Annotated in this window: 22 protein-coding genes; all 22 read right to left on the minus strand. The window is 45.2% G+C overall.

Going from position 1 to position 24,564, the window contains the following annotated elements:
- Positions 1-3: 3 nt before the first annotated feature.
- The gene (locus LRL21_RS18205; protein WP_240417221.1) at positions 4-1,548 is read right to left on the minus strand and encodes an ABC transporter substrate-binding protein; all 1,545 of its coding nucleotides are present in this window, start codon (positions 1,546-1,548) and stop codon (positions 4-6) included.
- 49 nt (positions 1,549-1,597) lie between these two features.
- Positions 1,598-2,485: a carbohydrate ABC transporter permease gene (locus tag LRL21_RS18210; RefSeq protein WP_240417222.1), complete on the minus strand. Its 888-nt coding sequence runs from the start codon at positions 2,483-2,485 to the stop codon at positions 1,598-1,600.
- 14 nt (positions 2,486-2,499) lie between these two features.
- Positions 2,500-3,462 (minus strand): ABC transporter permease, encoded by a 963-nt coding sequence (locus LRL21_RS18215; protein ID WP_240417223.1) that lies wholly within the window; start codon positions 3,460-3,462, stop codon positions 2,500-2,502.
- Between the two features lie 116 nt (positions 3,463-3,578).
- On the minus strand, positions 3,579-5,111 hold the full coding sequence (locus tag LRL21_RS18220; protein WP_240417224.1) for a response regulator transcription factor: 1,533 nt from the start codon (positions 5,109-5,111) through the stop codon (positions 3,579-3,581).
- A gap of 312 nt (positions 5,112-5,423) precedes the next feature.
- Positions 5,424-5,978 (minus strand): NADPH-dependent FMN reductase, encoded by a 555-nt coding sequence (locus tag LRL21_RS18225; RefSeq protein WP_240417225.1) that lies wholly within the window; start codon positions 5,976-5,978, stop codon positions 5,424-5,426.
- 88 nt (positions 5,979-6,066) lie between these two features.
- Positions 6,067-6,978 carry a DMT family transporter gene (locus LRL21_RS18230; RefSeq protein ID WP_240417226.1) on the minus strand — a complete coding sequence of 304 codons (912 nt, stop codon included), beginning with the start codon at positions 6,976-6,978 and terminating at the stop codon, positions 6,067-6,069.
- A gap of 132 nt (positions 6,979-7,110) precedes the next feature.
- Positions 7,111-7,845: an oxygen-insensitive NADPH nitroreductase gene (nfsA, locus tag LRL21_RS18235; RefSeq protein ID WP_240417227.1), complete on the minus strand. Its 735-nt coding sequence runs from the start codon at positions 7,843-7,845 to the stop codon at positions 7,111-7,113.
- 47 nt (positions 7,846-7,892) lie between these two features.
- Positions 7,893-9,071, minus strand: coding sequence for a CaiB/BaiF CoA transferase family protein (locus tag LRL21_RS18240; RefSeq protein WP_240417228.1), 1,179 nt, complete (start codon positions 9,069-9,071; stop codon positions 7,893-7,895).
- 19 nt (positions 9,072-9,090) lie between these two features.
- Complete coding sequence (locus tag LRL21_RS18245; protein ID WP_240417229.1) at positions 9,091-10,419, minus strand: CaiB/BaiF CoA transferase family protein; 1,329 nt, start codon at positions 10,417-10,419, stop codon at positions 9,091-9,093.
- Complete coding sequence (locus LRL21_RS18250; protein WP_240417230.1) at positions 10,409-10,870, minus strand: Zn-ribbon domain-containing OB-fold protein; 462 nt, start codon at positions 10,868-10,870, stop codon at positions 10,409-10,411. The genes LRL21_RS18245 and LRL21_RS18250 overlap by 11 nt, the downstream gene beginning before the upstream one ends.
- Before the next feature lie 24 nt (positions 10,871-10,894).
- Positions 10,895-12,073 (minus strand): thiolase family protein, encoded by a 1,179-nt coding sequence (locus LRL21_RS18255; protein WP_240417231.1) that lies wholly within the window; start codon positions 12,071-12,073, stop codon positions 10,895-10,897.
- Between the two features lie 84 nt (positions 12,074-12,157).
- Positions 12,158-13,591, minus strand: coding sequence for a M20 family metallopeptidase (locus LRL21_RS18260; protein ID WP_240417232.1), 1,434 nt, complete (start codon positions 13,589-13,591; stop codon positions 12,158-12,160).
- Positions 13,592-13,643: 52 nt separating this feature from the next.
- The gene (locus LRL21_RS18265; protein WP_240417233.1) at positions 13,644-15,050 is read right to left on the minus strand and encodes a M20 family metallopeptidase; all 1,407 of its coding nucleotides are present in this window, start codon (positions 15,048-15,050) and stop codon (positions 13,644-13,646) included.
- A gap of 324 nt (positions 15,051-15,374) precedes the next feature.
- Positions 15,375-16,004 (minus strand): Crp/Fnr family transcriptional regulator, encoded by a 630-nt coding sequence (locus LRL21_RS18270; RefSeq protein ID WP_240417234.1) that lies wholly within the window; start codon positions 16,002-16,004, stop codon positions 15,375-15,377.
- 85 nt (positions 16,005-16,089) lie between these two features.
- Positions 16,090-16,287, minus strand: a complete 198-nt coding sequence (locus tag LRL21_RS18275) for a 4-oxalocrotonate tautomerase (protein WP_240417235.1) — start codon at positions 16,285-16,287, stop codon at positions 16,090-16,092.
- A gap of 15 nt (positions 16,288-16,302) precedes the next feature.
- Complete coding sequence (locus LRL21_RS18280) at positions 16,303-17,718, minus strand: amidase (RefSeq protein WP_240417236.1); 1,416 nt, start codon at positions 17,716-17,718, stop codon at positions 16,303-16,305.
- Positions 17,719-17,873: 155 nt separating this feature from the next.
- Positions 17,874-19,076 carry a dipeptidase gene (locus LRL21_RS18285; RefSeq protein ID WP_240417237.1) on the minus strand — a complete coding sequence of 401 codons (1,203 nt, stop codon included), beginning with the start codon at positions 19,074-19,076 and terminating at the stop codon, positions 17,874-17,876.
- A 3-nt stretch (positions 19,077-19,079) separates the two neighbouring features.
- Positions 19,080-20,363 carry a Rieske 2Fe-2S domain-containing protein gene (locus tag LRL21_RS18290; RefSeq protein WP_240417238.1) on the minus strand — a complete coding sequence of 428 codons (1,284 nt, stop codon included), beginning with the start codon at positions 20,361-20,363 and terminating at the stop codon, positions 19,080-19,082.
- 450 nt (positions 20,364-20,813) lie between these two features.
- Positions 20,814-21,764 carry a catechol 2,3-dioxygenase gene (locus tag LRL21_RS18295; RefSeq protein WP_240417239.1) on the minus strand — a complete coding sequence of 317 codons (951 nt, stop codon included), beginning with the start codon at positions 21,762-21,764 and terminating at the stop codon, positions 20,814-20,816.
- Between the two features lie 50 nt (positions 21,765-21,814).
- The gene (locus LRL21_RS18300) at positions 21,815-22,612 is read right to left on the minus strand and encodes a 2-keto-4-pentenoate hydratase (protein WP_240417240.1); all 798 of its coding nucleotides are present in this window, start codon (positions 22,610-22,612) and stop codon (positions 21,815-21,817) included.
- 1 nt (position 22,613) lies between these two features.
- On the minus strand, positions 22,614-23,627 hold the full coding sequence (dmpG, locus tag LRL21_RS18305) for a 4-hydroxy-2-oxovalerate aldolase (protein ID WP_240417241.1): 1,014 nt from the start codon (positions 23,625-23,627) through the stop codon (positions 22,614-22,616).
- A gap of 6 nt (positions 23,628-23,633) precedes the next feature.
- Complete coding sequence (locus LRL21_RS18310) at positions 23,634-24,527, minus strand: acetaldehyde dehydrogenase (acetylating) (protein WP_240417242.1); 894 nt, start codon at positions 24,525-24,527, stop codon at positions 23,634-23,636.
- Positions 24,528-24,564: the final 37 nt, after the last annotated feature.

The raw sequence follows: 24,564 nt of genomic DNA on the forward strand, positions 1-24,564 counted from the left end.
AGTTTATTTCGTTTTCGCCCATTCATCCAATTGCTTTTGCTTTTCTGCAATAATTTTGTCCTGACCTGCCGACTTCAGCTTGGCAATAAACTGCGGCAGCTCTGTTTTTGGATCTATGGTTCCTGTTTCCAGACCGGATTTATATTGATTAAATACGCTGGTCACAGCTGCGATTTCAGTTTTTACCGGTGTGGCGTCAAATGTGAAACCAAGTGCAGGTGATTTGATAGCCGCTTTATTAAATTTATCGGTTTGCTGATAAATATCTTCCGGATCACCGGTAAACACATAAGACTTGAATTGATCACCGAACAACCATCCCTGATTAACTCCATAAGGTACGTTGCTAGAATTAATTCCTTGAGGATAATCGATCACATTGGCGGATTTTTTCACATAATCTCTACCTTCAATCCCCCAGGACATCAGATTAATAATATCCTTGTCTGAGAACATCAGGTTCAGGAACATCATCGCTCTCGCTGGATCCTTGGAATTGTTGGCGATCGACCACATAAAACGTGTAATCTGGTTGGTATTGGAAACCGGATCTGAAATTTTGTATTCAACCATCTCTTTACCCGTTACCCGGGAAGCTTGCATCGCATATCCAGGCTTGGATGTCGTTAAGAAGGAGAAAGCACGGTCCGCTTTGATCAAGTCGGAGCCATTGTCCTTCGATGTCGCGGCATCCTTGAGGATATACCCCTTTTCATACCATCTTCTGACGGTGTCCAGCATTCCTGCATACTTCGGTGTCTCAAACAGATTCACGACCTTCAGATTCTTATCCTCATAATCCAGAACGCCCATATAATCCCCAAGCACATCAAAATACTTATTAGCCATAATATTTGCCGGTGTCACCGAGCTTGTGTAAAGGACCAAAGGCGTAATACCCGGCTCCTTGTCCTTGATCGTTTGGAACACACTATCCAGGTCGTTATAGGAAGTCAGCTTGCTTAAATCAATCTTGTATTTATCAACAAGATCCTTTCTCATCGTAAGCGACCGGTCACCTGCCAAATCTCGGTTGCTCGTAATTCCGTATAATTTCCCATTTACCTTCGCGGCATTCAGAAATGCAGGCTCCAATGTTTTCGTAATATCCTGACCGTATTTGGCAAGCAAATCATCCATAGCCAAGAGGCGTCCTTGTGTCACATGTGTGCTGTACGTTCCTCCAACGCCGCTGACCAGCAAATCAAGCTTTTCATTGGAAGCAACCATCAGGTTGGTCTGCTGTGAATAGGAGCCATAGCTGATCGGCACAAATTTGACTGTCGCATTGATTTTTTTCTTTGTGATTTCGTTCACTGCTTTTTCCACTTCGGGAATGCCTTGTGTCTGTGAGTTCGTTGTGAAGAAAGCCATTGTAATTTCATACGGAGCCAAATTAGCTGCGGAACCAGCTTCTTCTTTTTTACTGCCTGTCGGCGCTCCAGTATCTCCTGCCTGCTTAGTGCCGGAAGAACATCCTGCCAATACCGATGTGAATAAGAGAACAGCTGCAGTAAATAACTGTAACGACCTTGCTCTTTTTTTCATACTAACCCTCCTGAATTTTTGTATACTCAACAGTAATGTACGGATTTGTCTATCCCTTCACCGCACCTACAGTAAGACCCTTGACAAAAAATTTCTGGAAAAACGGATACGTAATCAATATGGGAATAACACCGATGACAGCCATCGCCATACGTACGCCTTCTTTGGGGAGAGCGGCGAGCATTTGTCCTTGATTGCCACCCAGATCGGCGGTGCTCAAAAATTGAATATCGAGCAATATTTTATTAAGCAAATACTGCAGACTGAACAGCTTGCTGTCTGTAATAAAGATCAGGCTGTTAAACCAGTCGTTCCAGTAATGAATAATTTGAAATAAACCAATAGTAGCCAAGATCGGGAGAGACAACGGCATGACGATTTGGTAAAAGATTCTGAATTCGCCAGCACCATCAATGTAAGCTGATTCGATGATTGCTACAGGAATGGAATTCATGAAAAAGGTTCTGGCCAGCAGCACATAAAATCCATTGAGCAACAAGTAAGGAATGATTAAAGCAAAAATCGTGTTTTTCAAATCAAACACCTGTGTATACATATAGTAGGTTGATACGAGCCCACCATTGAATAGCATTGTGAAAAACACGTAAAATGCTAGAACCTTGCGGTAAGGCAAATCTCTTCTCGATAACGGATAAGCGAGTAAGGAGATGATGATCAGACTGATCATCGTTCCAATGACCGTTACCGAAATGGAGATCCCATATGCACGCAGGATGGTGCTGGCATCGTGAAACAAATATTCGTATGCAGCAAAGCTGATTTTATTAGGAAAGAAAGAGTAACCGGTTCGGATAATTTCATTCTCGTCCGTAATTGACGAGGTGACCAACAGCAGGAACGGAAGCAGACTTAACGCGGTTATGACAACAAACAGAAGATGAATAATGAATTGATACAAATTTTCCTTTTGCTTCATCTGAATCGCTCCCTTTAAAATAACGCATTATCGCTATTGATTTTTCTCACAATATAATTGGACAAGATCACTAATGCAAATCCGACTACGGATTGATATACGCCGGCTGCAGAAGACATCCCGATATCCCCAAGCGTCAGCAAGGCCCGATATACATAAGTATCAATGGTGTTGGTCACAGAGCTCAGAGCGCCCGCATCCAGCGGAACCTGATAGAACAATCCAAAATCAGAGTAAAAAATGCGACCGATTGCAAACAACGTCATGATCGTAATGACCGGTGTAATGAGTGGAAGCGTGATGCTTCTAATCTGCTGCCAACGGGATGCTCCGTCCACCGTCGCCGCTTCATAATATTCTTTATCGATGCCGACGATTGCCGCCAGAAATATAACACATAAATGACCGGCACCTTTCCAGACGCTTACTATTGTTAAAATATAGGGCCAATATTGGGTCTCACCATACCAGCTGATTTCCTTAATGCCCAGCATCGGCAATATTTGCTTGTTCATCATTCCGGAATCGCCGCTCAGTAGAGCAAACACGAGATAGCCGATGATGACGGTAGAAATCAGATAAGGCAGCAGTACCGCACTTTGATAGAATCGTGACAGGAAGCGATTTTTCAGCTCATTCAATAAAATAGCCAGCGCCACTGCCGCGATCAGATTCATAATGATGAAAGATATATTGTATAATAACGTGTTTCTGGTAATGATATACGCATCTGTCGTTTTAAAAAGAAACTCGAAGTTTTTAAAGCCAATCCAATCGCTGTTTAATATCCCCTTCGTAAAATTGATATCCTTGAAGGCGATAACAATCCCCAGCATAGGCAAGTAGTTGTTGATGAATAAGTAAAGAAGGCCTGGCACCATCATAATAAATAATACACTATATCGCCTTAATTTCTTCCATGTCCTTGCATATGAAGGGTTCAAAGCGGTTTTGTGGACAGTTTCTGCTTGTTCCATATCGTTTCCTCTCCCTTGTCTCTAGCGCTTTATATAGAGAATTATAAGATAATGAAACAGCTTTCCCTACCCCAATTCCGACGTTAAATAACGTTTTTACGACCATAGTAGTTCCATTATGATTTATTCACCTTGCGGTATTCCAATGGATTCATTCGTGCCATTCTTCTAAACATCTTGGCAAAATGCGAAAAGTTGCTGTAACCGAGCGACGAGGCAATCTCACTGACCGTCATATTCGTTGTAACCAACAAGCTTTTCGCTTCCTTGAATCGCTCTACAAGCAAATATTCCGATAAGGCGAGGCCTGTCTCTTTCTTGAACAATCGGGACAAATAATCGGGGTTTAAATAGACGCTCGAAGCTATATCTTCACGAGACAGCTCCTTATTGATATTTCCGGAAATATACTGCTTGGCTTTTTCAACTACTGTATACGACTCTTTAACGGAATCCATGTAATCGATAGCAGTCTCCGTCATCTGAATGACCCATTCCTGCAAGCTGCTGACTGAGCGGGTAGCGTGGGTTGCACGTTTCGCGGTTAAACTGCCCCTACATATGCGGTGCGCCAGAAGCCCTTTGACTTGCAAAACATAATACACGACTTGTAAATAATTTTGATAAATATCATTCAACATCGCTGTACTGATACTCATCTGCTTCAAAGAGTTAAAATAAACTGCCCACTCGTCCAATAGCGCCTGCTTGGCCCCTTGTTGTAACAGTTCCAGCCAACGCTTACCTTCTGGCAATTGTGCATACAGAGCTTTTTTCGATAATTGTGATCCATCGTTGCGAAACACAACATTAGTTATCGATACATTACCAACGGCTTCCTCCAACAACGAATCCACCAAACCACGTATCTCGCCAATCGTTACGGGTTGCCCAATCATACAGGAAATTTGGCATTCCAGCCTTTCCTTACAGATCTTTATATAGGTCTCGCATGCCGTTTCCATCGTTCCAGCATCAAAAGCAACAATAACAACAATGACGCCGCTCACATACTTCAAGACAAACCCATGACCGGTCTCTAACCCAAATGCAGCTTCTGCCAACCTCAACAATGAATATTCAAGCAGTTCATCATGACGAGCACTTAGATCCAGCCTCGAGCTCCGAAGAGCAACAAGAATCGGTCTATACAGTGTCTTTATCCTATTGAGCAGCCCATACTCTGCCAGCCTCTTCTCAATCTGTTCATCCTCCATATAATCGGCTTGATTAAATAACTCCAGCCAAAATCGTTCAGTTAAAGTTTGACGCTCACGCTCGAGCTTCTGAATTGCTTTCCTTATCCCCGACTCCAACAATTCGTAACGTGCCGGCTTTAATAAGTATTCCAAACTCCCAAGCTGTATCGCTTGTTGGGCATACTCGAAATTGGCATGGCAGGTGAGCAGCAGCACCTCCATATAGCGATCACGCTCCTTCACCCATTCCAACAGCTCTAATCCGCTTCCCTGCGGCATTTCTATATCACAAATTATCACATCAATGTTACTGTTAACGATAACCTCTTTAGCTTGTCTAATATTATAAGCAACGTGAACTTGACTGAAACCCAATCGAATCCAATCTACACCATTCTCGATTCCATGTGCAGCGTGTATCTCGTCATCTACGATAAGCAATTGATACATATTCATTCCTCCCACAAATGTACTTATAAAACGATGTAGACTGACAATGGAGAATCATACGACAAACTTAGGAACCATACATATCGCAATAACTATGTTATTAATGCGGAATATAATCTAACATTAATAACTTTGTCAAGTTAACATATGCTGTAACTATCCATTTATAGCTTTAAATTGTCTTTTCGCATGAATGCTATGAAAGTAAATATAACATGGTATGTGGAACAAAAAAGAATGCAAAATAGCCCTCCATAAATGGAAGGCTGATCGATGACTTCAAAGAGAGTTAGTCGATGTTATTCAACAAGCTCATGTGAATGTAGGTGTGTTTCCTTTTAAAGCTTTTTGCATCATAACCACTTCTGCTGCCAGAATGTTAATTCTTTCTAACACTTCAGCATCAAAGATATCATTTTCCATATTAAAATGATCATTCTGAGCATACACATAACTTGGCGCGACAAAAGCTCTAAAATAGCCTGCGATTGGTTTTAATTGATTTTCGACAACAAGATAATGCTGATAGGTTCCACCGGTCGCGACAAAGCCCATCACCTTATTACGCAACGCTTGCGGATGAACGAGGTCAAACAAGTTTTTGAGCGCTCCGGTAATCGACCCCTGAAACACAGGCGTTCCAATAATATAAAAGTCAGCTGAAGAAACGATATCAATCACCTTTTTGGTATCGCCCGTATAGGTAGACGGATCCCGTCCATCACAGAACTGCACATCGAATTTTTTAAGATCCAGCAGCTCTACCTCAATTTCCGGATCATCGACTTGTATTCTTTCTAACACCTTTTTGACCACTACCAATGTCTTGGAGCCTGTAATCGTCCCTGATATCCCTAGCAGCTTCATCGTTTGCTCTCCTTTTATATCATATAATGGCTAATGTACTTCCTATTATATCGGGAGCAGCTCCCATGTATGGTTAAGCATTTAACCTTTATCCCGCATTTATGGATTGTTTCCTACTTGCAACCGTTCCGAGATACACGCCGGTAATCACCACTAATAACCCAAGAACATGATAGGGGTAGACCTTTTCTTGTAAAATTAAAGCAGCGGCAAAGATACCATAAAACGGGACCGTATTTAAAAAGATTGAGGCTTTTCCCGGGCCTAATTTCCTTACACTTTGATTCCAAACAACGCTTCCCAATGCTGTCGCCAAAAACGAGGAAAATAAAAAAACGGCAATGATCTTCGTATCCATCCCCAGAAACACTTCAGTAATAGGAGTCTTTTCCACAAACCACCCCAGCAGCAGCAGCAATATGCCACCGGCGGAGAGCAGCAGACTGGTCATATAGGCATCTGATAATGAGCCCTGAAGCTTTTTAATAAGAATAAAGCTTAAAGATTGACAAAACATCGCAGCACAAACAAGCAAGTCCCCAGCGTTAATTGAAAGTACGGCCATATCGTTCCATATAATAAGGGAGATTCCTGCGATACCAAGGACAATCCCTATAATTTTCATTGATGTCAAACGTTCATTAAGAATAAAATAAGCCATAACAGAGGTAGTCAATGGAGTTAAAGCCATAATTAGTGCAGCATGCACAGCGCTCGTAAGCGTAAGCCCTATCGACAATAAACTATGATGTAATACCATTCCTGTCAGACAAATCCATAATAAGTACATACCGTGACGTAGACTTATTGTCTGGAATTGCCTTTTCCAAATGACATAGACAAAAATCATGATACCAGCTACTACCAATCTGCAGCCTGTAATGGTAATGGGTTGGCTATGTGCATTCATTAATTTGACTGCTATAAGATTCAATCCGAAAATGATGGTGAAGATAACTAATAAAAGATATGTCTGGCCTCTTTTGACAGGCTCGTCCATCGTTCAATTTCACTCCATACCCCTAATATTAGTCATTTCGGTCAGTCAGGCAATCCCGGAGAAGCCGGTCCATCGACTGCTCTCCAGCGGGATTACCATTCATTCCATCTACAATACAGAAACGACCTTGCTTTATTTTAACCTGAAGCCCTGTGCCTCCAGAAAAGGGAGGATATGTGCCCGTTGAGGCTGACTGTACTTCTCCGCGATGCCTTTGCTCCAGTCTGTAAGCAGCTTTCCTTGCGTTCGCTCTTTGTAATACTCGTGCATAATCTCATCGTATTCTTGAATACCTTTGCTTGCTTGATCTGTATCGTATGCGTTTAGATGCACCACTGCCTTTACAGGCAATCGAGGACGTAGTTGGTTCACCTCATCGGGCACTCCGATTGCCATGCCAAATACCGGATACACGAGGCTTGGCAAATGAAGCAGCTCGCTAACCTCCTGAATGTTATTACGGATGCCACCTATATAGCAGATGCCCAGGCCCATCGCCTCTGCGGCAACGGCCGCGTTTTGTGCAGCTAGTGAAGCATCGATGGTAGCAACAATAAAGTTTCCTGTATTGTGATGAAACATTTCCCCATGTAGTTCTGTCGCTTCCTTGAGACGATTCAAATCGCCACAAAACACAAGAAATAAGCCGGAATGCTCCACCTGAGGCTGATTGCCTGAAAGCCTCGCTAGCTCCTTCTTGATTTCGGGATCAGTTACGATGATAATGCTATATGCTTGTACATTGCTGGAGGTCGAAGCCGCCTGAGCCGAGGAGATGATACTATCCGTTTGCTCCTGTGTTAGCTCCACGTCTTTATACTTGCGGACAGAGCGGTGATTAATCAGTAAATCTACAAAGGTATTCATGAAAAGCCTCACTTCCTACGAACTATTTGCAGCCCGATTATTCCCATTCACAGCTCTTTATTGTGTTCACCTAACAGTGGAGGACGGCCCTGAATCTCCCAAGGGGTTTCATGAAAGATATAAGGCGCCCCAGGGTAAATAAAGGTTTCATTTAATTCCGGGTGCTCCACAGAGACAAAAACCTGTCTGTCTTCTCTCAAATGTTCGTCCTCCAGCATTTCTTCAGGAGCACGGACTGGAGCCCAAGGCAGACCGATGCTTTGCGCTTTGTGAAATATATACTCCGAATCATGCTGTAGACAGAACCGTGTCAGTACATCACAAACATGACTCATTCTTGGTGCGCGATAGCTATCTTCAATGAACCTTTCATCTCCCAGGTCCTCTTCCATGCCGTGAGACAATAGCCATTCTACGAGAGCTCTCCATCTCTTTTCCGTTATATAGGTATTTAGACAAAGCATGTATTTCCCATCTTTACACTTTAAGTTCCAGCGTACCGATCGGTTAGGCAGCGCATGCCGCCCAGTTTGGCGAATAACATGGGTTTGTTGATATACCCAATAAGGGATCGACATTTCCGTAGAGACGGTCACACAGTCATGAACTGCAATATCCAAGTATTGCCCTTCCTCTTCTGACAGTTCCCTGTTTAATAGTGCGCTGACAACGCCCATCGCAGCGAAGTAGCCTGCCAAATGAGCAGATTGTCCCCCCGTTGGCGCAACAGGTGGCGCATCAGGAATATCATCATATCCGGTAACAGCCATGATGCCGCCTAATGCCAATTGGATTAAATCGCTCGATTGATAATCCTTCCAGGGTCCATTTTGACCGAACGGAGTGATAGAGCAGTAAATGAGCTTAGGAAACCGGGCTGCAAGAGCTGCATAATCCAAGCCCCATTCCTTCATTTGACCAGGACGATAATCTTCAAGAATGACATCTACGTTAGGCAGTATACGAAACAAGCTTTGTTTGCCGTCATCGGTGTTAAGATCTAAAGTAATCGATTTTTTGGAAGTATTATAATGCCAAAAATACAGGCTTTGGTTTTCATTGGGCTGATCGCGATAGAATGGGCCGATTCGTCTGGAGTTAACCCCCTCTGGAGGCTCAACCTTGATCACTTCTGCCCCCATATCCGCCAATAGCTTTCCTGCATATTGTGTTAACTGGTCCCCGATTTCAAGTATTTTGATTCCTTCCAAAGCTTTGGTCATCATAGGTCTCACTCCCTCCTTGTCACCATAAAGGTCGTACTGCTTTAAAGGCTTCTTTGGGCATATCCAAGGGCCAAAGTGTTCCATCCTCAACCATGTTATTGATTTCCTCTAACGAATAACCAAGGATACTTCCATAAACATATTCATTATCCTCCCCCATTAGTGGGGCCGCTTTACTGATCTGAGGTGATGTTGTGGACATTTTAATAGGGATGCCTTCTGTTTTCCTCAACCCAAGCAATGGATGCTCGATAGACTCAAACAGCCCTCTGTATGCGAGCTGCGGATCTTTTTCCACAATATCTTCGTTTTCCTGAACAGCACCGCAAGCGATACCGTAGCGTTGTAGGTGTGACATCAATTCGTATTTATGGGTTCGTTTCGTATAGCTTTGGATAGCATCATCCAGCTCATCCTGAAATTGAATGCGTCCAGACATCGAATCGAATCGCTCCGACTGTGCCCACTCCGGCTGGCCTAAAGCTTCTTTAAAGCGAGTCCACTCTTGGTCTGAATGAATAGCAATCGCACACCAATCGCTATTCCCGTCTCCGGCACAACGATAAACGTTATGCGGACAAGCAGTCGCCCCTCTATAATCACCGGCATACTTGTCAGTCGAAAGCACGGAGCGATTACCTGTAGGAAAGCTTTCACGCCGTGATGAACGACCATTAACTGTGAAATCCAACAGATTGGCGCCAGCCAGTTGCATGGCGGTTTCAACTTGCGAAATATCAATATATTGGCCTTTGCCTGTACGTTTTTTATGAAACAGTGCTGTTAAAATAGAATAAGCGCCTGTATAACCAGCGATGATATCCAAATACGAATAGCCCCATCCACATGGATGCTGACCCGGTAATCCTGAGATAAAGGTCATACCGGATAGCGCAGCAGCCGTTGGCCCCCAAGTACCGTACATCATCCGACGCCCGGAATGACCAAGTCCGGAAATACTCATGTAGATAATACCAGGAGAAAGACTGGATAGATTTTCATAAGAAAATCCCCATTTTTCAAAAACTCCGGCACTGAAATTTTCGGTTACGACATCGGATTGACGGAGAAGATCCTTAATTATTTCCATACCCTTGTCCGATTTCATGTTGATTGTTATTCCTTTTTTGCCTGCATTCAGACTATTAAAAAAAGCTCCATTGTCTAGCCCAGGCTCATCATCCTTCGCATACATGGAGAAACGCATCGCATCCGGGGACTTGGGCCACTCCACCTTAATGACCTCTGCACCAAGCGATGCAAGAATCCGGGTAGTTGTCGATCCGGAGACGCTCCATGTAAAATCAAGAACACGAATTCCTTGTAAAATTCCTGGCTTAAGCTCCATCCTGTCCCCCCCTATCTTCAGGTTTCCACTGAACCAGGGTGACCTGCTCGTCAACCTTTTCAAATACTGCTTCCATCCTCATTCCTATTTGAATTTGTGTCGGGTCCATACCTACTGTGTTTCCAAGCAACCTGACACCATCCCCAAGGTCAACCACGACCAAAGCATAAGGAACCTTATCATTGAAATAAGGATAAAAGGATCGATAGACGACATTAAAGGTATATACGACACCGCTTGTTGGAACCGAGACCCACTTCAGCTCCGTTCCAGGGGCGAATGGTGATAAAAACCGGGGTGGCCAAACCTTTTTACCGGTTACCTGACACTCCTGAACCATCAACCTCCCTTGTCTGGTCGCTTCCCAAAAGGTCTTGTATAGATTCGAATCACGAGACCAATCCGAGTCACGATTGGGTAATGGTTTTAAAGCTTCGATCTCATTATTCATCTATGAAAACCTCCACTCGTCAATTTAATTATGAAGGATAGCAATCGATCCATCCCCCATATCCCCATATCCTGTAACCAATCCAATCCTCGCATCGGCAACCTGTGCCGCACCCGATTCTCCGCGGAGCTGTTTCACTGCCTCCACAACATGATTGATGCCCACAATATGAGCTTGCGAGAGTAATCCGCCATGTGTATTCATAGGCAGCTGCCCTCCATAAGTAATTCTTCCGTTTTTGACAAACTCGGAAGCCTCACCTCTTTGACAAAAGCCGATTTCCTCTAATTGACGTAATACGATGAACGTAAAGCAATCATAAATTTCAGCGAAATCCACCTCGTCAAGGGAGATACCCGCCATTGCCAATGCCCTTGGTGCTGCGTAGGTAATCCCCATATCTAGAATGTCCGGCCGTGTCGGCAAGTCATCCGGAACATGGGCATGTCCTTCAGCGATGCCGGCAATATAAACAGGCTTCTTAAAGCGATGGGCATTTTTCTTGGAGGTTACGATAACCGCCCCCGCTCCATCAACCTCAAGTGAACAGTCCAACAGACGAAATGGCGATACCAGCATCGGGGACTTCTGATAATCTTCCGCAGTCATAACCCTGCCTTTCATATAGGCTCTTGAGTTATTATGCGCATGCTCACGACTGGTCATGGCTACGATTTGCATGCCGATAGGATCGGGATTATATTCATAAAACCATCGGTTCGCATGCAAGGAGAAATATTGCATCGGCACCATTAGGCCATAAGGGTATTCCATATTATCGCGATACTCAGGGTTAGGCATAATCGTGTTGTTAAAATCCAGTATTCTGGGGTCCATCCCTCCGAGACGCGGTCCGGAATATCCCCTTTGACCTGTAGCAACAACAACATATTCGGCAATGCCGTGATCCACCGCGAGCGCCGCAGCTTGTATAGCAGCAACGGCACTGGCTCCACCCATTTCACTTCTCCCGCTAAATTTCAGTTCTTTAACTCCAAGACCTGCTGCCATATCCTCACAACGTATATTATATCTCCATGGAGACATGATGCCGTCAATTTCAGAAGGATGAAGTCCAGCATCTGTACAAGCATGTACGGATGCCTCTATTAATAGTTGGGCCAGCGATTTGTCTGTGCCTCTCACAAAGTCTGTTTCACCTACTCCAACGATACAAACTCTGTCACATAGCGAACGATTCATAAAGCCTCCCCCTAACTAGTCAAACTTTAAGCCATAGTCTAATTATAAGTAAACAATCCCGTTTGGTTTGTAAAGCAATATACATTAACTCTGCCTTTTTACCGGTCCGGGATTCACATCCACGGGAATTGGGCATTGATATGTCCGTCCATCCAGCTCCTTGGCATGCTCTGCTTTTGCCTGCTTGAGCAGCTCAGGCTGCAGCAGCACTTCAAGGGCTGTAGCGCCTACTACTTTGCCAGCATGCAGCATCCCCTTGTGAGCAATAGAAGTAGCGCCTTGACTAACAACCTGCCACGTATGGAATGGTGTGCCCAGAGCGACACTGGCAACCGTGCATTGAGCCGTTGGCGCTTTCCAGCTCACATCGCCAACATCTGTCGATCCCATAAAAATTCCGCCAACGGGATCATAAGGCTCCAGTTGATCCGATAAGTTTTTATTGGCCAGTTCTGCGGGTAAATTGTTTTTCAACTCAGCATCTGTCAGGGTATTACGAATCTGAGCTGCAAATTGATTGTCCATTTCATCAAATACAGGGACACCAAGCTTGACAAACTGATCATACATCAGCTGCTCCAGCGTTCTATTCATAATCAGCTCCGACGATCCCGAATCGAATTGAATCTCTAATTCCGTCCCCGTCATCAATGCAGCGCCACGAGCCACATTGCAAACGCGCTGGTACATATCATCAAGCTGCTCGGACCTCGGGACACGCAGCTTGTACAATACCTCTGCCTCCGCCTGCACCACATTGGGTGAAATACCGCCACTGTTCGTGATCGCATAATGCAATCGCGCCTCAGGAATCAAATGCTCCCTTAAATAATTGGCTCCTACATTCATCAACTCTACGGCATCCAAAGCGCCGCGTCCCAGATGTGGACTTACTGCAGCGTGTGCGCTCCGGCCTTTGAACTTGAAGTACACCTGACAAGTGGCCAGACAGCTTTTAGACGTAATTGCATTAACACTCTCCGGGTGCCAGGTAAAAGCTGCATCCACATCATCAAAAAGCCCGTTTCTTGCCATAAAACCTTTACCACCGCCACCCTCTTCTGCAGGACAGCCATAATAGCGGATCGTCCCAGGCAATTTATGCTCTTCCATATACGCCTTGACCGCTACTGCCGCTGCCAGCATCCCACTGCCAAGCAAGTTATGCCCACAGCCGTGACCATTCCCTCCTATCATAACAGGAGCATGGAGCGACTCCCCTTTTTTCTGACTTAATCCAAATAAAGCATCGAATTCGCCAAGAATCGCTATAACGGGCTTTCCTTGACCATAGCTGCCTACAACAGCTGTAGCAATCCCACCCGCCGCACGTTGTACCGTAAAGCCTTCCTGCTCCAGTACCTTAGCCATCAACTCAGCCGATTGATGCTCCTCATATCTTGTTTCTGCATATTCCCATATTTGGTCGCTGACCCCGATATATAGATCCCGTTTTTTCTCGATCATTTCCGCTATACTTTGAGCTGCATTCGTCAGCTTCTTGTGTGTTTGTTTCATAAGTTAATGCCCCTCTCTCATGGATTTGCTAACTGATTACTTTTGTTCAAAATCACTTTTTGGCTGATGGCCTGACTTCCAGAGGAATCGGATTCACATAAGTTTCTTCACCCAGTCGCTTCTTCAATTCCTCTTTGGCTTCCTTGATCAATTGCGGGTTTTGCATGACCTCTGCTGCGGTAGCTGCCATCACTTTGCCGGCATGCAGCATTCCCTTGTGACCGATTGATGTTCCACCGAGCGTCACCCATTGCCAGGAGTGTGCCTGAGAGCCGTTCACAAAACATGCTGTCGAGCATTGTGCCGTAGGTGCAATCCAGCTTACATCCCCCACATCCGTTGAACCCGCAAATATTTGAGTTGATTCTATATAAGGATTCAGACGATCCGACAAAGCTTTATCCCTAAGCTCCGGCTGCATGTTTCTGTCGCTATATTTTTCCGTTTCTGTGAGTCTCGATCGAACTTCCTCGGCCAGCTTCAGCTCATTCTCATCATGAATGGGAACACCGAGCTCAGTAAAATTTTTATGCATGACCTTTTCTATCGTCGTGTTCGAAATCAGATTGGAGCATGCTTTATCAAAAACGATTTTCACTTCGGTTCCCGTCATCAATGCCGCTCCTTGCGCGATGTTACACACTCTGTTGTATATTTCATTTACCTGCGAGATTCTTGGCGCCCTGATCAGGTAAAGTACCTCTGCTTCCGCCTGGACGACGTTAGGTGACAATCCTCCAGTATTTAATACCGCATAGTGCATTCTTGCCTCTGGAATGATGTGTTCTCTCAAGTAGTTCGTACCTACATTCATCAGTTCAACCGCATCCAGAGCACTTCGCCCCAGCTGAGGACTGACGGCTGCATGCGCGCTTTTACCTTTGAATTTATAATAAATTTGATAGTTGGCCAGAGTACTCATGGACATAACAAAATTATGCGTATCCGGATGCCAGCATATAGCAAAATCGATATCATTAAAAAGTCCTTCTCTAGCCATAAACGTTTTACCGGAACCGCCCTCTTCTGCTGGACAACCATAGTAGCGAACTGTTCCCGGGATGTTATTTTCCTCCATGTAATACCGCAGCGAGACTGCTGCAGCCAAAGCGCCCGAACCAAGCAGATTATGTCCGCAGCCATGACCATTGCCGCCTTGAACAATAGGCTCCTCATTGGAGCTGCCTCTTTGTTGACTCAATCCTGAGAGCGCATCAAATTCACCGAGTATCGCTACGACCGGGTTTCCACTTCCATAGCTCCCTATAAATGCTGTTTGGATTCCTGCTGCACCTCTTTCTACCTGGAAGCCTTCATTCTCCAAAGTGCTGCAAATAAGCTCAGCCGATTTAAACTCTTCAAATCTCGTTTCTGCGTAATCCCATATTTTGTCGGACACTTCAATAAAAAGCTCTCTCTTAAGCTCAACAATTTCGGATATTCTTTGAGTGGTTTCCATTATTCTCACCTCTAATTTTATTGGTCAGGATTATGTCAATTAAGGATCCTACTCAAGTAAACTTTACAAAAAATATACGTTCCATGTAAGGCATACAGATTTATATTTAGTATCTTTCGTTGACGACTTTGAAAGCCGCACAATAAATAGGTATCTCTATTTAAGAAATGTATCTTTATTAGCGTTTCGGTCTACTTCTGAAAACACTCTGTGACAAGACATCCAAGAGATAGCTGTCACATCCATGGAACAAATCAAACAGCCGATTGACCCCCTATGGAACAGAAGAGCTAATCGGCTTATCAGATCAAATTATTATCCGATTCATAAAGTGTTATGCTTGCTAAATCCGGTTAATAGTTCTTTATTTTTAATATGAATTAACTTATTTTCTGTTTCAATAATGCCGCTTTCCTTCCAGACTTTCAACACCTTGTTGACGGTGACTCTGGTAAGCCCCGAAAACTCAGCCAAATCCTTTTGCTTGATATAGATCATCTCACTCCCGGACGACTCATACAATTGAAGCAGTGCATGGGCGATTTGCTGTTCGGCTGTGGAATGAAAGGTTTGTTCGACCATCACACTCATCTTCTTCAGCATGGAGCTAAAAATGAGCATAAGAGGTTGATCGGATTGCTGCTGTAATTCCTTGAACCGCTGCAGTGTAAAAAAATAAATCACCGAATCCTCAGCAGAAATTGCCGTTGAAATAGAAGGCTCCTGGATGAGCGAGAGTTCTCCGAACATTTGTCCGGGCCCGATAAAATTAATGTTTTTCTCGTCACCCAGGATGGTACAGGTTTTAATTTTAATGAGTCCCTTCCCGACACAATAAAACCCCTTGGCAATATCGCCTTGATTATAAATAACCGTATGCTTGGCAACAAATTTACGCTCACCGAATTGGATGAAAGCATCCCACGGATTCGTTGTTGATGATGGTTCACTCATAAGAAACCTCCCTCTTGGAAGAGCTTCTTATATTATAAAGTAGTCTAGTAGGTTTTTACAATGAGCACAATTTGCTTGGCTTCGATTACGGGTTCTTAGTGGCTTCCGATTGTGGTACGCCTGCAATTCCCCAGTGGCTCTTCGGCACTTCGGTAACTATCACTCTGACTCTTTCTTTGGGTACCTCCAACGTTTCTGCAACTGTATCGGTAATATTGACGATCAGTGCTTTAACCTTTTCCTCTGTTCTTCCCTGCATCATTTGTACTTGAATAATCGGCACAGGATTACCTCCTTTTTATGATAGTTTAACATAGGATTGCAGCTTATCGCTGCGAATCGTCCACTGTTCTGTCTGCTCATACAATTGCGCGATCTGCAGCAGCTGCGTGTCCGCAAACGGCTTGCCAATCAGCTGCATGCCTGCCGGTAGTCCTTCCTGCATAAAACCACAAGGAACAGAAACCGCTGGAAAACCAAGCAGATTAGCAAGTGGAGCCTTAGCAAGTCTGAACATATTATTAATTGCATCAGCAGGTACGACTGAACCTATAGCAAATGGTGGATTATGATTCATTGGCGATACAAGTGCATCAATGCCCTGCATTTGCCCCAGTACTTGTCGGATGAACACATTACGCGTCTTCTGGGCCTGCAAATATTGCTCCGCCGACACCTGCTGACCGAATTGCAGCCTGTATTGCACATCTTCTCCATACCACTCTGGATGCAAACTATAGATGGGCTTATGAAAAGAATTCCCCTCCGATTGCGCAATCACACGCAGTGCCTGCTGTGCTTGATCTAATCCCGGAAGCTCGATCTCGATAATCTCTGCTCCCAATTCCCGGAAACGCTCAAGAGCCCGATTTAATAAAAGACTGATTTCTTCATTTACATTTTCAAAAAAATATGGCTGGCATACGCCTATCTTTTTCCCTTTGAGCATCCCCGGCTGCGGTGCTGTATAGGATGGTATTTTACGCTTGGATGTAGCGGGATCTTTCGAATCAAAGCCTGCTATACAATTCCAAACCAGTGCCGCATCTTCTACCGTTCTGGCCATCGGACCGATATGATCCAGCGACCAACTGAAAGGAATCGAGCCGTGACGGCTTACACTGCCATAAGTCGGCTTAAATCCGACAATTCCGCACAAGGCCGAAGGCAGTCGAATGGAACCGGCCGTATCCGAGCCGAGTGCTGCCGTGCTCATACCCGCTGCTACAGACACCGCTGAACCACCGCTGGAGCCTCCGGCAATTTTACTCTGATTCCACGGGTTCCTCACATCACCATAATGAGGGTTCTCGCTTGTTGCGCCCATCGCAAATTCATGCATGTTGGCTTTGCCAACGAGGATTACTCCAGCCTTCTTCAGTCGGGTGACAACCGTGGCATCCTCGTCTGGAATCCAATGCTCCAGAACTCTGGACCCTGCTGTAGTCCTAACCCCTTTGGTTTGTATCATATCCTTGACAGCTACGGGAACCCCATGCAGCGGTCCGCGGATTTCTCCTTTAAGCATTTCCTTTTCAAGTACTTCAGCTTGTTCTAACGCCTGCTCTGACATAACATGAATAAATGCATTCAGCTCTGGCTGCAGCCGCTCTATACGGGCAAGGGTTGAACGAACGATTTCGGTAGGAGAGAACTTTTTGTTAAGGTAACCTTCGCCCAACTCTGTGAGGGTTGTAAAATGTGATTCAGTCATAGCTCTGCTCCTCCTCATCAGGCAGGACTAGTATAAAAGAAGGTTCGACTTCCATACATAAGGGCTCATCTGTACCGAGCAGCTGTTGGATGTATGCTTCCAGGTTCATCTGATTACCTCCTTCATTAAGAAAAAGCTTCATGAGTGTTGCTCCACTATTTAACCCAGATGTCATGCAATACCCGCATAACATTGCCACCCGCAGCCTTGGCGATATCCTTACTGCTATATCCATGCTGAACAAGCCACTTGACGATATTAGGCATAGCCTCGGTAGGATTCTCTACCCCCAACACAAAAGGCGCTTCGTCAAAAGTCTCTCCGCTATGCGACTTCCCGATGGTCAAACGCTGATCCACCGCATGCTGCAAAGCCACATGATCACCATAAAACGTGTCAGGACCAAATCCGATGTGGTTAATCCCAACCAACTCGCGGATATACTCAAAATGAGCCATGACCGAGTCTAAGGAATGTCCCTCATGCTCCTTGGTGAGCGTCGTATTCGGTGCAGCCAATATCCCTATGATGCCGCCCTTTGCCTTGCAAGCGAGCAGAATCTCATCCGATTTCATCCGTGGTGTGTTCCATAGAGCTCGTGCTCCGGCATGCGTAATGAGCACGGGCTTATCGCTCGCTTCAATTACATCCAGACTGGTAGCGTCTCCGCAATGGGATATATCAATCGCCATACCCAATTGATTCATACGCTTAACCACCCGTCTTCCGAACTGAGTTAAGCCGCCATCCTTATCCTCTGCCAATCCTGAACCCAGCGTATTCGCCTCATTATAGGTTATCCCCATGCAGCGAATGCCGAGCCCGTATAAAATATCAACACGGTCAATTTCGTTCTCCAGGGCAGTAGCGGCTTCCAGACATGGAACAACGGCTACCTGACCGTTCTCATTGGCATTAATAATATCGGTTAAGGTTCTGGCTACGATGGCCGTATCCTGATGGGCAAGGTCACAATACCTTAAACCCAGATTGTAGATCACATCATCCCACTTTAACCCCATCTTCGAGGTGATGTTCATAATACCGTCCATAAAATTATCGAAAACGACATCCAGACCGGATTTGGCTAACCCTTCATAAGCAAAAGCTGTGTAACCATTCCGGCAGTAATCATCGATATCATCAAATCGTGCTGGCATCATAAACCCGTGATCTCTCATTGAAACGATAACATGCTTGTCAAAAATTCGTTGTACCCTTGTTTCTTCCTTGCTGTTTAGATGAAAGGTATAGGATGCCTTGGTTGGCTCCTGGCTTGACAACGGTACGTTCTGGTAATCCATGCTCTCCTCCAAATAGGAGAACGAAGTGTAGCCGTCATAAGCTTTCTTTTTCATTGATCAAGTCTCCTCAACCTGCTTGTCATAGGTTAGCTCAAAAGCTGCTTTCAGCGGGAGCGCTTCATTCCAGGTTTTCGTCTTCGTATCTACCGTTCCACAGCTGAATAAATCCTTCAAAGGAATCTCATGCAGCGCTTTTTCCTTTTTCTTCAACCCTTTAACCTGCTCAAGCAGCATCCGACGCATGTGAATCAGCGGCAAATCACTTGTCCCCAGATGTTCCCTGGAGCGGTCTACAATAGGCCCCATCGTTTCTGTTACGGCATGATCCTGATTGGCAATTCCACGAATGCCGGAATAATTGGCATCAATCATCAAGCTGCGGTCTTGCTCATAGTCATTCCCAAGGTTACGCAGCTTTCGCAGATCGCTATCCACGATCAAACCTCTTCGTTGGCTTTGTCCTGCACCGTCAATTGGTTTATCATGGGAAAACTGGACATCCCAGCTCCACGTGCTGTTGTCATCACGAGGAATAAATGCGTGCCACATCCCGTCCTCACCCTTCATTCTTGGAGGGAACGTATAGAACGGGAAAATATAATGAATTTCCATAAAGGCATAACGTTCTTCATCTTCCTCACCAACGCCTATACATCGTTTGCCGTAATTCGTGTTCTCAACCGCTTGTTTAACCGGAGGATTCTTCACCAATGGGTGGGACGGATTGATACCAAGATCGCTGCTTAATAATTCACTGCTTATATCTTGATCATTCAAGGCTTTATGCAAAAAGGCGGCATGCACATAATCCACATCATTTTCCATCACCTGGAGGTAATTGCATTCCTGCCATACGCGTTCCGCAATCAACTGATCTTCGGGGAGATTCATCCAGTAAAATTCAGGTAATGGGGGTTGACTTTCCTTCGGACCGAGGTAACCCCAGACAATACCATTTTTTTCTTCTACAGAATAAGCTTTTAAATGAATCCCTTTTTTCAGATTGCTATTTGCCGGCTCTGACGGCAAATCTACACAATTTCCTGCTACATCGAACTTCCAGCCATGGTAGATGCAGGTTAATCCGCAGTCAGCGTTAAGACCAAGTGACAGAGAGGTACGACGGTGTGGACACTTTTCATCAACAAGTCCCAATTTTCCTTCTGTATCCCGGAATACGAGCAAATCCTCACCCAATATTTTTATTTTCAGAGGCTTGCCATTCGGTTCCGCAACCTCATCCGACTTAACTACAGGAATCCAGTATTGGCGAAACAGTTCACCCATGGGTGTACCTGGATCAGTTTGGGTGATGAGCTGATTATCTTCAACTTTTAGCATTAATTGACCCTCCTCAGAGTTTTCGAAGAAAACTTGCTTCGTAAGCTTCTGCTTTAAAGTTTTCGCAGAAAACTTGCTTCGTAAGCTTCTGCTTGAAAGTGCAGTGAATAAGTATCGCTGCGCAGCCAAATATCCCTCCGATCGCTGTTGTTCAACAATTTCTTGTTTATATGAAGGATTTAGAGGTAGAAAATCTTGAACAAAGGCGAACGCTGACGCTTCTACAGGATCATTTGGCTGCTCCGCTTTTATTCACCGCACTTTGCAGAAAACTTACACTGTAAGCTTCTTCGTAGTTTTCGTAAAGTATAACCTTTACTCAAATTATACGGATATTTGATCATTAATATTGTAAAGTGGTTAACACATTAGCCGTATTTATCGTCATGACAAACAAACCCCGGAGCCATGAGGCTCCGAGGTAATTAAACTCCTGTTCAGCAGTTAGGCTTATTTAATTACAGGAGTCCCATACAGGAAGTACTCACCAGGCAGTGAGCCGCCCCACCAGATGATACCCTTTTCCAGATCCTGCTCACTCCACGTGACGGTTTTATGACTCGGATCGAGTATTAAATAGCCATCAGAGAATAATTCTACACGATTGCCACCAGGCTCAAATACATACATAAAAAATGCCTGGCTGATGCCGTGTTTACTTGGACCGGCCTCAATGGTGATTCCATAGTCCGTAAAAATTTCGGCAGCATCCATAAGGTGTTGACGTGTTTGCAAGCAGTAGCAGATGTGGTGAAGTCTTCCCTTGGAGCCTGTTTGGTCTTTCATAAAGGCTACCTCATGAACAAGTGGAGATACACTGGTCCACGCTCCTGCTTCGGTACCGTCATTAAGCACAATATTTTCTCTGGTTCGGAAGCCGAGATTATCCTCCATGAACTTCCGATTAGGCGTCACATCCTGCACCATTAAGTTAATATGATCAAGCCGGGTAACAGGAACACCCTTAAGCGGACGCTTCTGCGGCTGATTCATCAGCTTGGTACGCATATCTGCAGGCGCTTCATAATAATCCACATCCCACAATAGCTCCATCTGATGGCCATCCGGGTCCAAAAAACGGTACGCTTGACCATGGCCAAAGTCGCCTTCGATCCATTGTTGTCCGTATCCGCTTGCTTCCAACACTTTTACTCTGCGATCCAGAGCTTGCTTGCTGGTAGTGCGCCAGGCGACATGACCAAGACCGGCTTCCTTGTTTTCTGTTAGCTTCAGTGTGTGATGATACGTGTCCTGGTAGGCTCTGAGATAAACCGACTGGCCTTCCCGTTGAGTGACTTCCATCCCCAAATAATCCGTAAAAAATTTAAGACTTTCTTCAGGTTTTGGCGTAAACATTTCAATGTGAGCTAATTGTGCGATATCAAAAATAGGTTCTTTCATCGTATTCCCACCTTTTCTCATCGTAAGTTTAAGATACATCGTTCTCTTTTTTAATTTGAATTTTTGTTTGATTTGACGATAAATTCCATGCAGCCAAGTCCATCAAACCTGGCGGAGACGACATCGCCCTGATTCAACATGATGGCACCCGTAATGCCCCCGGAGAGAATCGTTTGTCCCGCTTTCAGCTTCTCTCCTTTTTTAGCCAGCATATTAGCGAGCATCGCGACTGAATTCGCCGGATGACCGACAACTGCAGCGCCAGCGCCAAGATCCTTGATTTGTCCGTTAATGCTGAGTGTAACACCGACCAAATCCAGCTCTAATGCTTCCGGTCGTTGAATACAATTGCCAAACATAACTCTGGAGGAGGATGCATTGTCCGCGATAACATCGGGCAGTGTAAATTGGAAATTCTCATAACGGCTATCAATAATTTCGAGAGCTGGAATGACGTATTCCGTAGCAGCCAGCACCTGCGCTCCAGAAATGCCAGGACCTTCAATATCTTTGCCCAGCACAAAGGCGATTTCCGCCTCTACCTTCGGATGAATGCAATCCGTTAACTCGAATTCTGTGCCACTCACAACCATGTAATCAAATATATAGCCATAGATGGGATCGCTTACATTCATTTGTTTCATTTTGGCCTGGCTTGTAAGTCCCATTTTGGGGCCTACAATCCGATAACCTTCAGCTAATTTCATCTGAACCAGCTGCTCCTGAATTTCATAGGCGGTTTCTATGGATAGATCCGGATATTTAGCCGTAATACGGGTTACCTCTTGCTTCTCGACCTCTGCGTTGATCAGAAAACGCGCGGTTTCTTGAATCGTTGCTTTATCCATGTCATCCTCCCAAATGAGCCAGCTCTGCGGCAACATCGACGATCATATCCTCTTGACCACCAACGACCCTTCGCTTACCAAGCTCTATTAATATATCCCGTGAATCAACGCCGAACTGCCTGGATGCGCGCTGCGCATGTAATAAAAAGCTGGAATAGACGCCTGCATAACCAAGCACTAAATTGTCACGGGTAATTTCTTGAGGTACCTGCAATAATGGTGCAATAATTTCTTCTGCAGTATCCATAATCTTGTAAAGATCAATTCCCGTCTTGATTCCCAGTTGATCAAGAACGGCAGTAAGCACCTCGGTTTGGGTGTTACCTGCACCTGCGCCCAGACAGCGGATACTGCCATCTATACGTGTTGCCCCTTCTTCGATAGCCGCAAGTGTATTCGCCATAGCCAGGGACAAATTGTTGTGACCATGAAAACCAACGTTAACCTGCAAGCTTTGGCGTAAAGCGCGAATACGCTCCCTTACTTGATGCGGAAGCAAGGCACCCGCGGAATCAAACATGTATACAGTGTCTGCCCCATAGCTCTCCATCAGCTTGGCTTGTTCGACCAGCGTTTCCACCGGTGCCATATGGGACATCATCAGGAAACCTACCGTTTCCAAGCCAAGCTCCTTTGCTTGGTATAGGTGCTGTGCGGAAACGTCGGCTTCCGTGATGTGAGTACCAATTCTCGCCATTTTCACACCCAGACTGGCTGCATGCTTCAGTTCCTTGATCGTGCCAATACCCGGTAATACCAGAACAGCAATTTTGGAGCTGCCGCTTACAGACACCGCTGCTTCAATAAGCTCCATTTCATCGGTATGGGATAATCCGTATTGGAGGGAGGATCCACCCAAGCCATCGCCATGCGATACTTCAATATAAGGCACGTTCGCCTCACCGAGAGACTTCGCTGCCCTTTTCACTTGATCGACCGTATATTGATGTGCAATCGCGTGACTGCCATCACGAAGCGCCACTTCTGTAATGAAAATATCCCGCTCAACAGTCATTTTTATCTATTCCCCCTTATTGCCCGTTTGGGCAAATCGATGGCGGGCAAACTCTTCCGCCACTTTAACCGCTGCCGAGGTCATAATATCCAGATTGCCTGCGTACTTGGGCAGGTAGTCTCCTGCGCCTTCCACTTCCACAAATACCGTAACTTTATTCCCGTCAATAATCGGCTCCGTCCGTAGACGATACCCCGGTACATAGGCTTGAATTTCTTGTACCATCTCTTCAATTGAGCGACGTATCCGTTCAACGTCCATCCGTTCCGGGTCTACCAAGGTATACACCGTATCGCGCATCAGAATCTCAGGATCGGCCGGATTCAAAATAATGATGGCTTTGCCTTTCTGAGCACCCCCAATATTTTCAATGCCACGGGCTGTCGTTTCCGTAAATTCATCAATGTTAGCTCTTGTGCCAGGTCCCGCACTTTTACTGGAAATCGTGGCAACGATCTCGGCATAGTGTACCGGACTTATCCGATTGACTGCATGTACAATTGGGATCGTCGCCTGACCTCCACAAGTAATAAGATTGATATTATCCTTATCCAAATGCTGCTTTAAATTAACGGTAGGCACTACAAGCGATCCAATCGCTGCAGGTGTCAGGTCCAGTGCCAGCTTCCCGGCATTTCTTAACGCTTTGGCATGGCGAACATGGGACTTCGCCGAGGTGGCATCAAATACGATATCGGCAAGTCCAGCTTGCTCCAAAAAGCCTGCAAGTCCGGAATCGATGGTCTCATAACCCATCCTTTTGGCTCGTGCCAAACCTTCTGAAGCCGCATCAATGCCAATCATCGTCGTCATTTCCAGCCATTCCGAGCGCTGCAGCTTATACATGAGGTCCGTACCAATATTTCCCGAACCGAGCACGGCGACTTTGATTTTTGACATGCTGTTTATCATCCCTTCGTCGTGAGCTAAGTTAGCC

Source organism: Paenibacillus periandrae (assembly GCF_022458865.1).
GTDB classification, from domain to species: domain Bacteria; phylum Bacillota; class Bacilli; order Paenibacillales; family NBRC-103111; genus Paenibacillus_S; species Paenibacillus_S periandrae.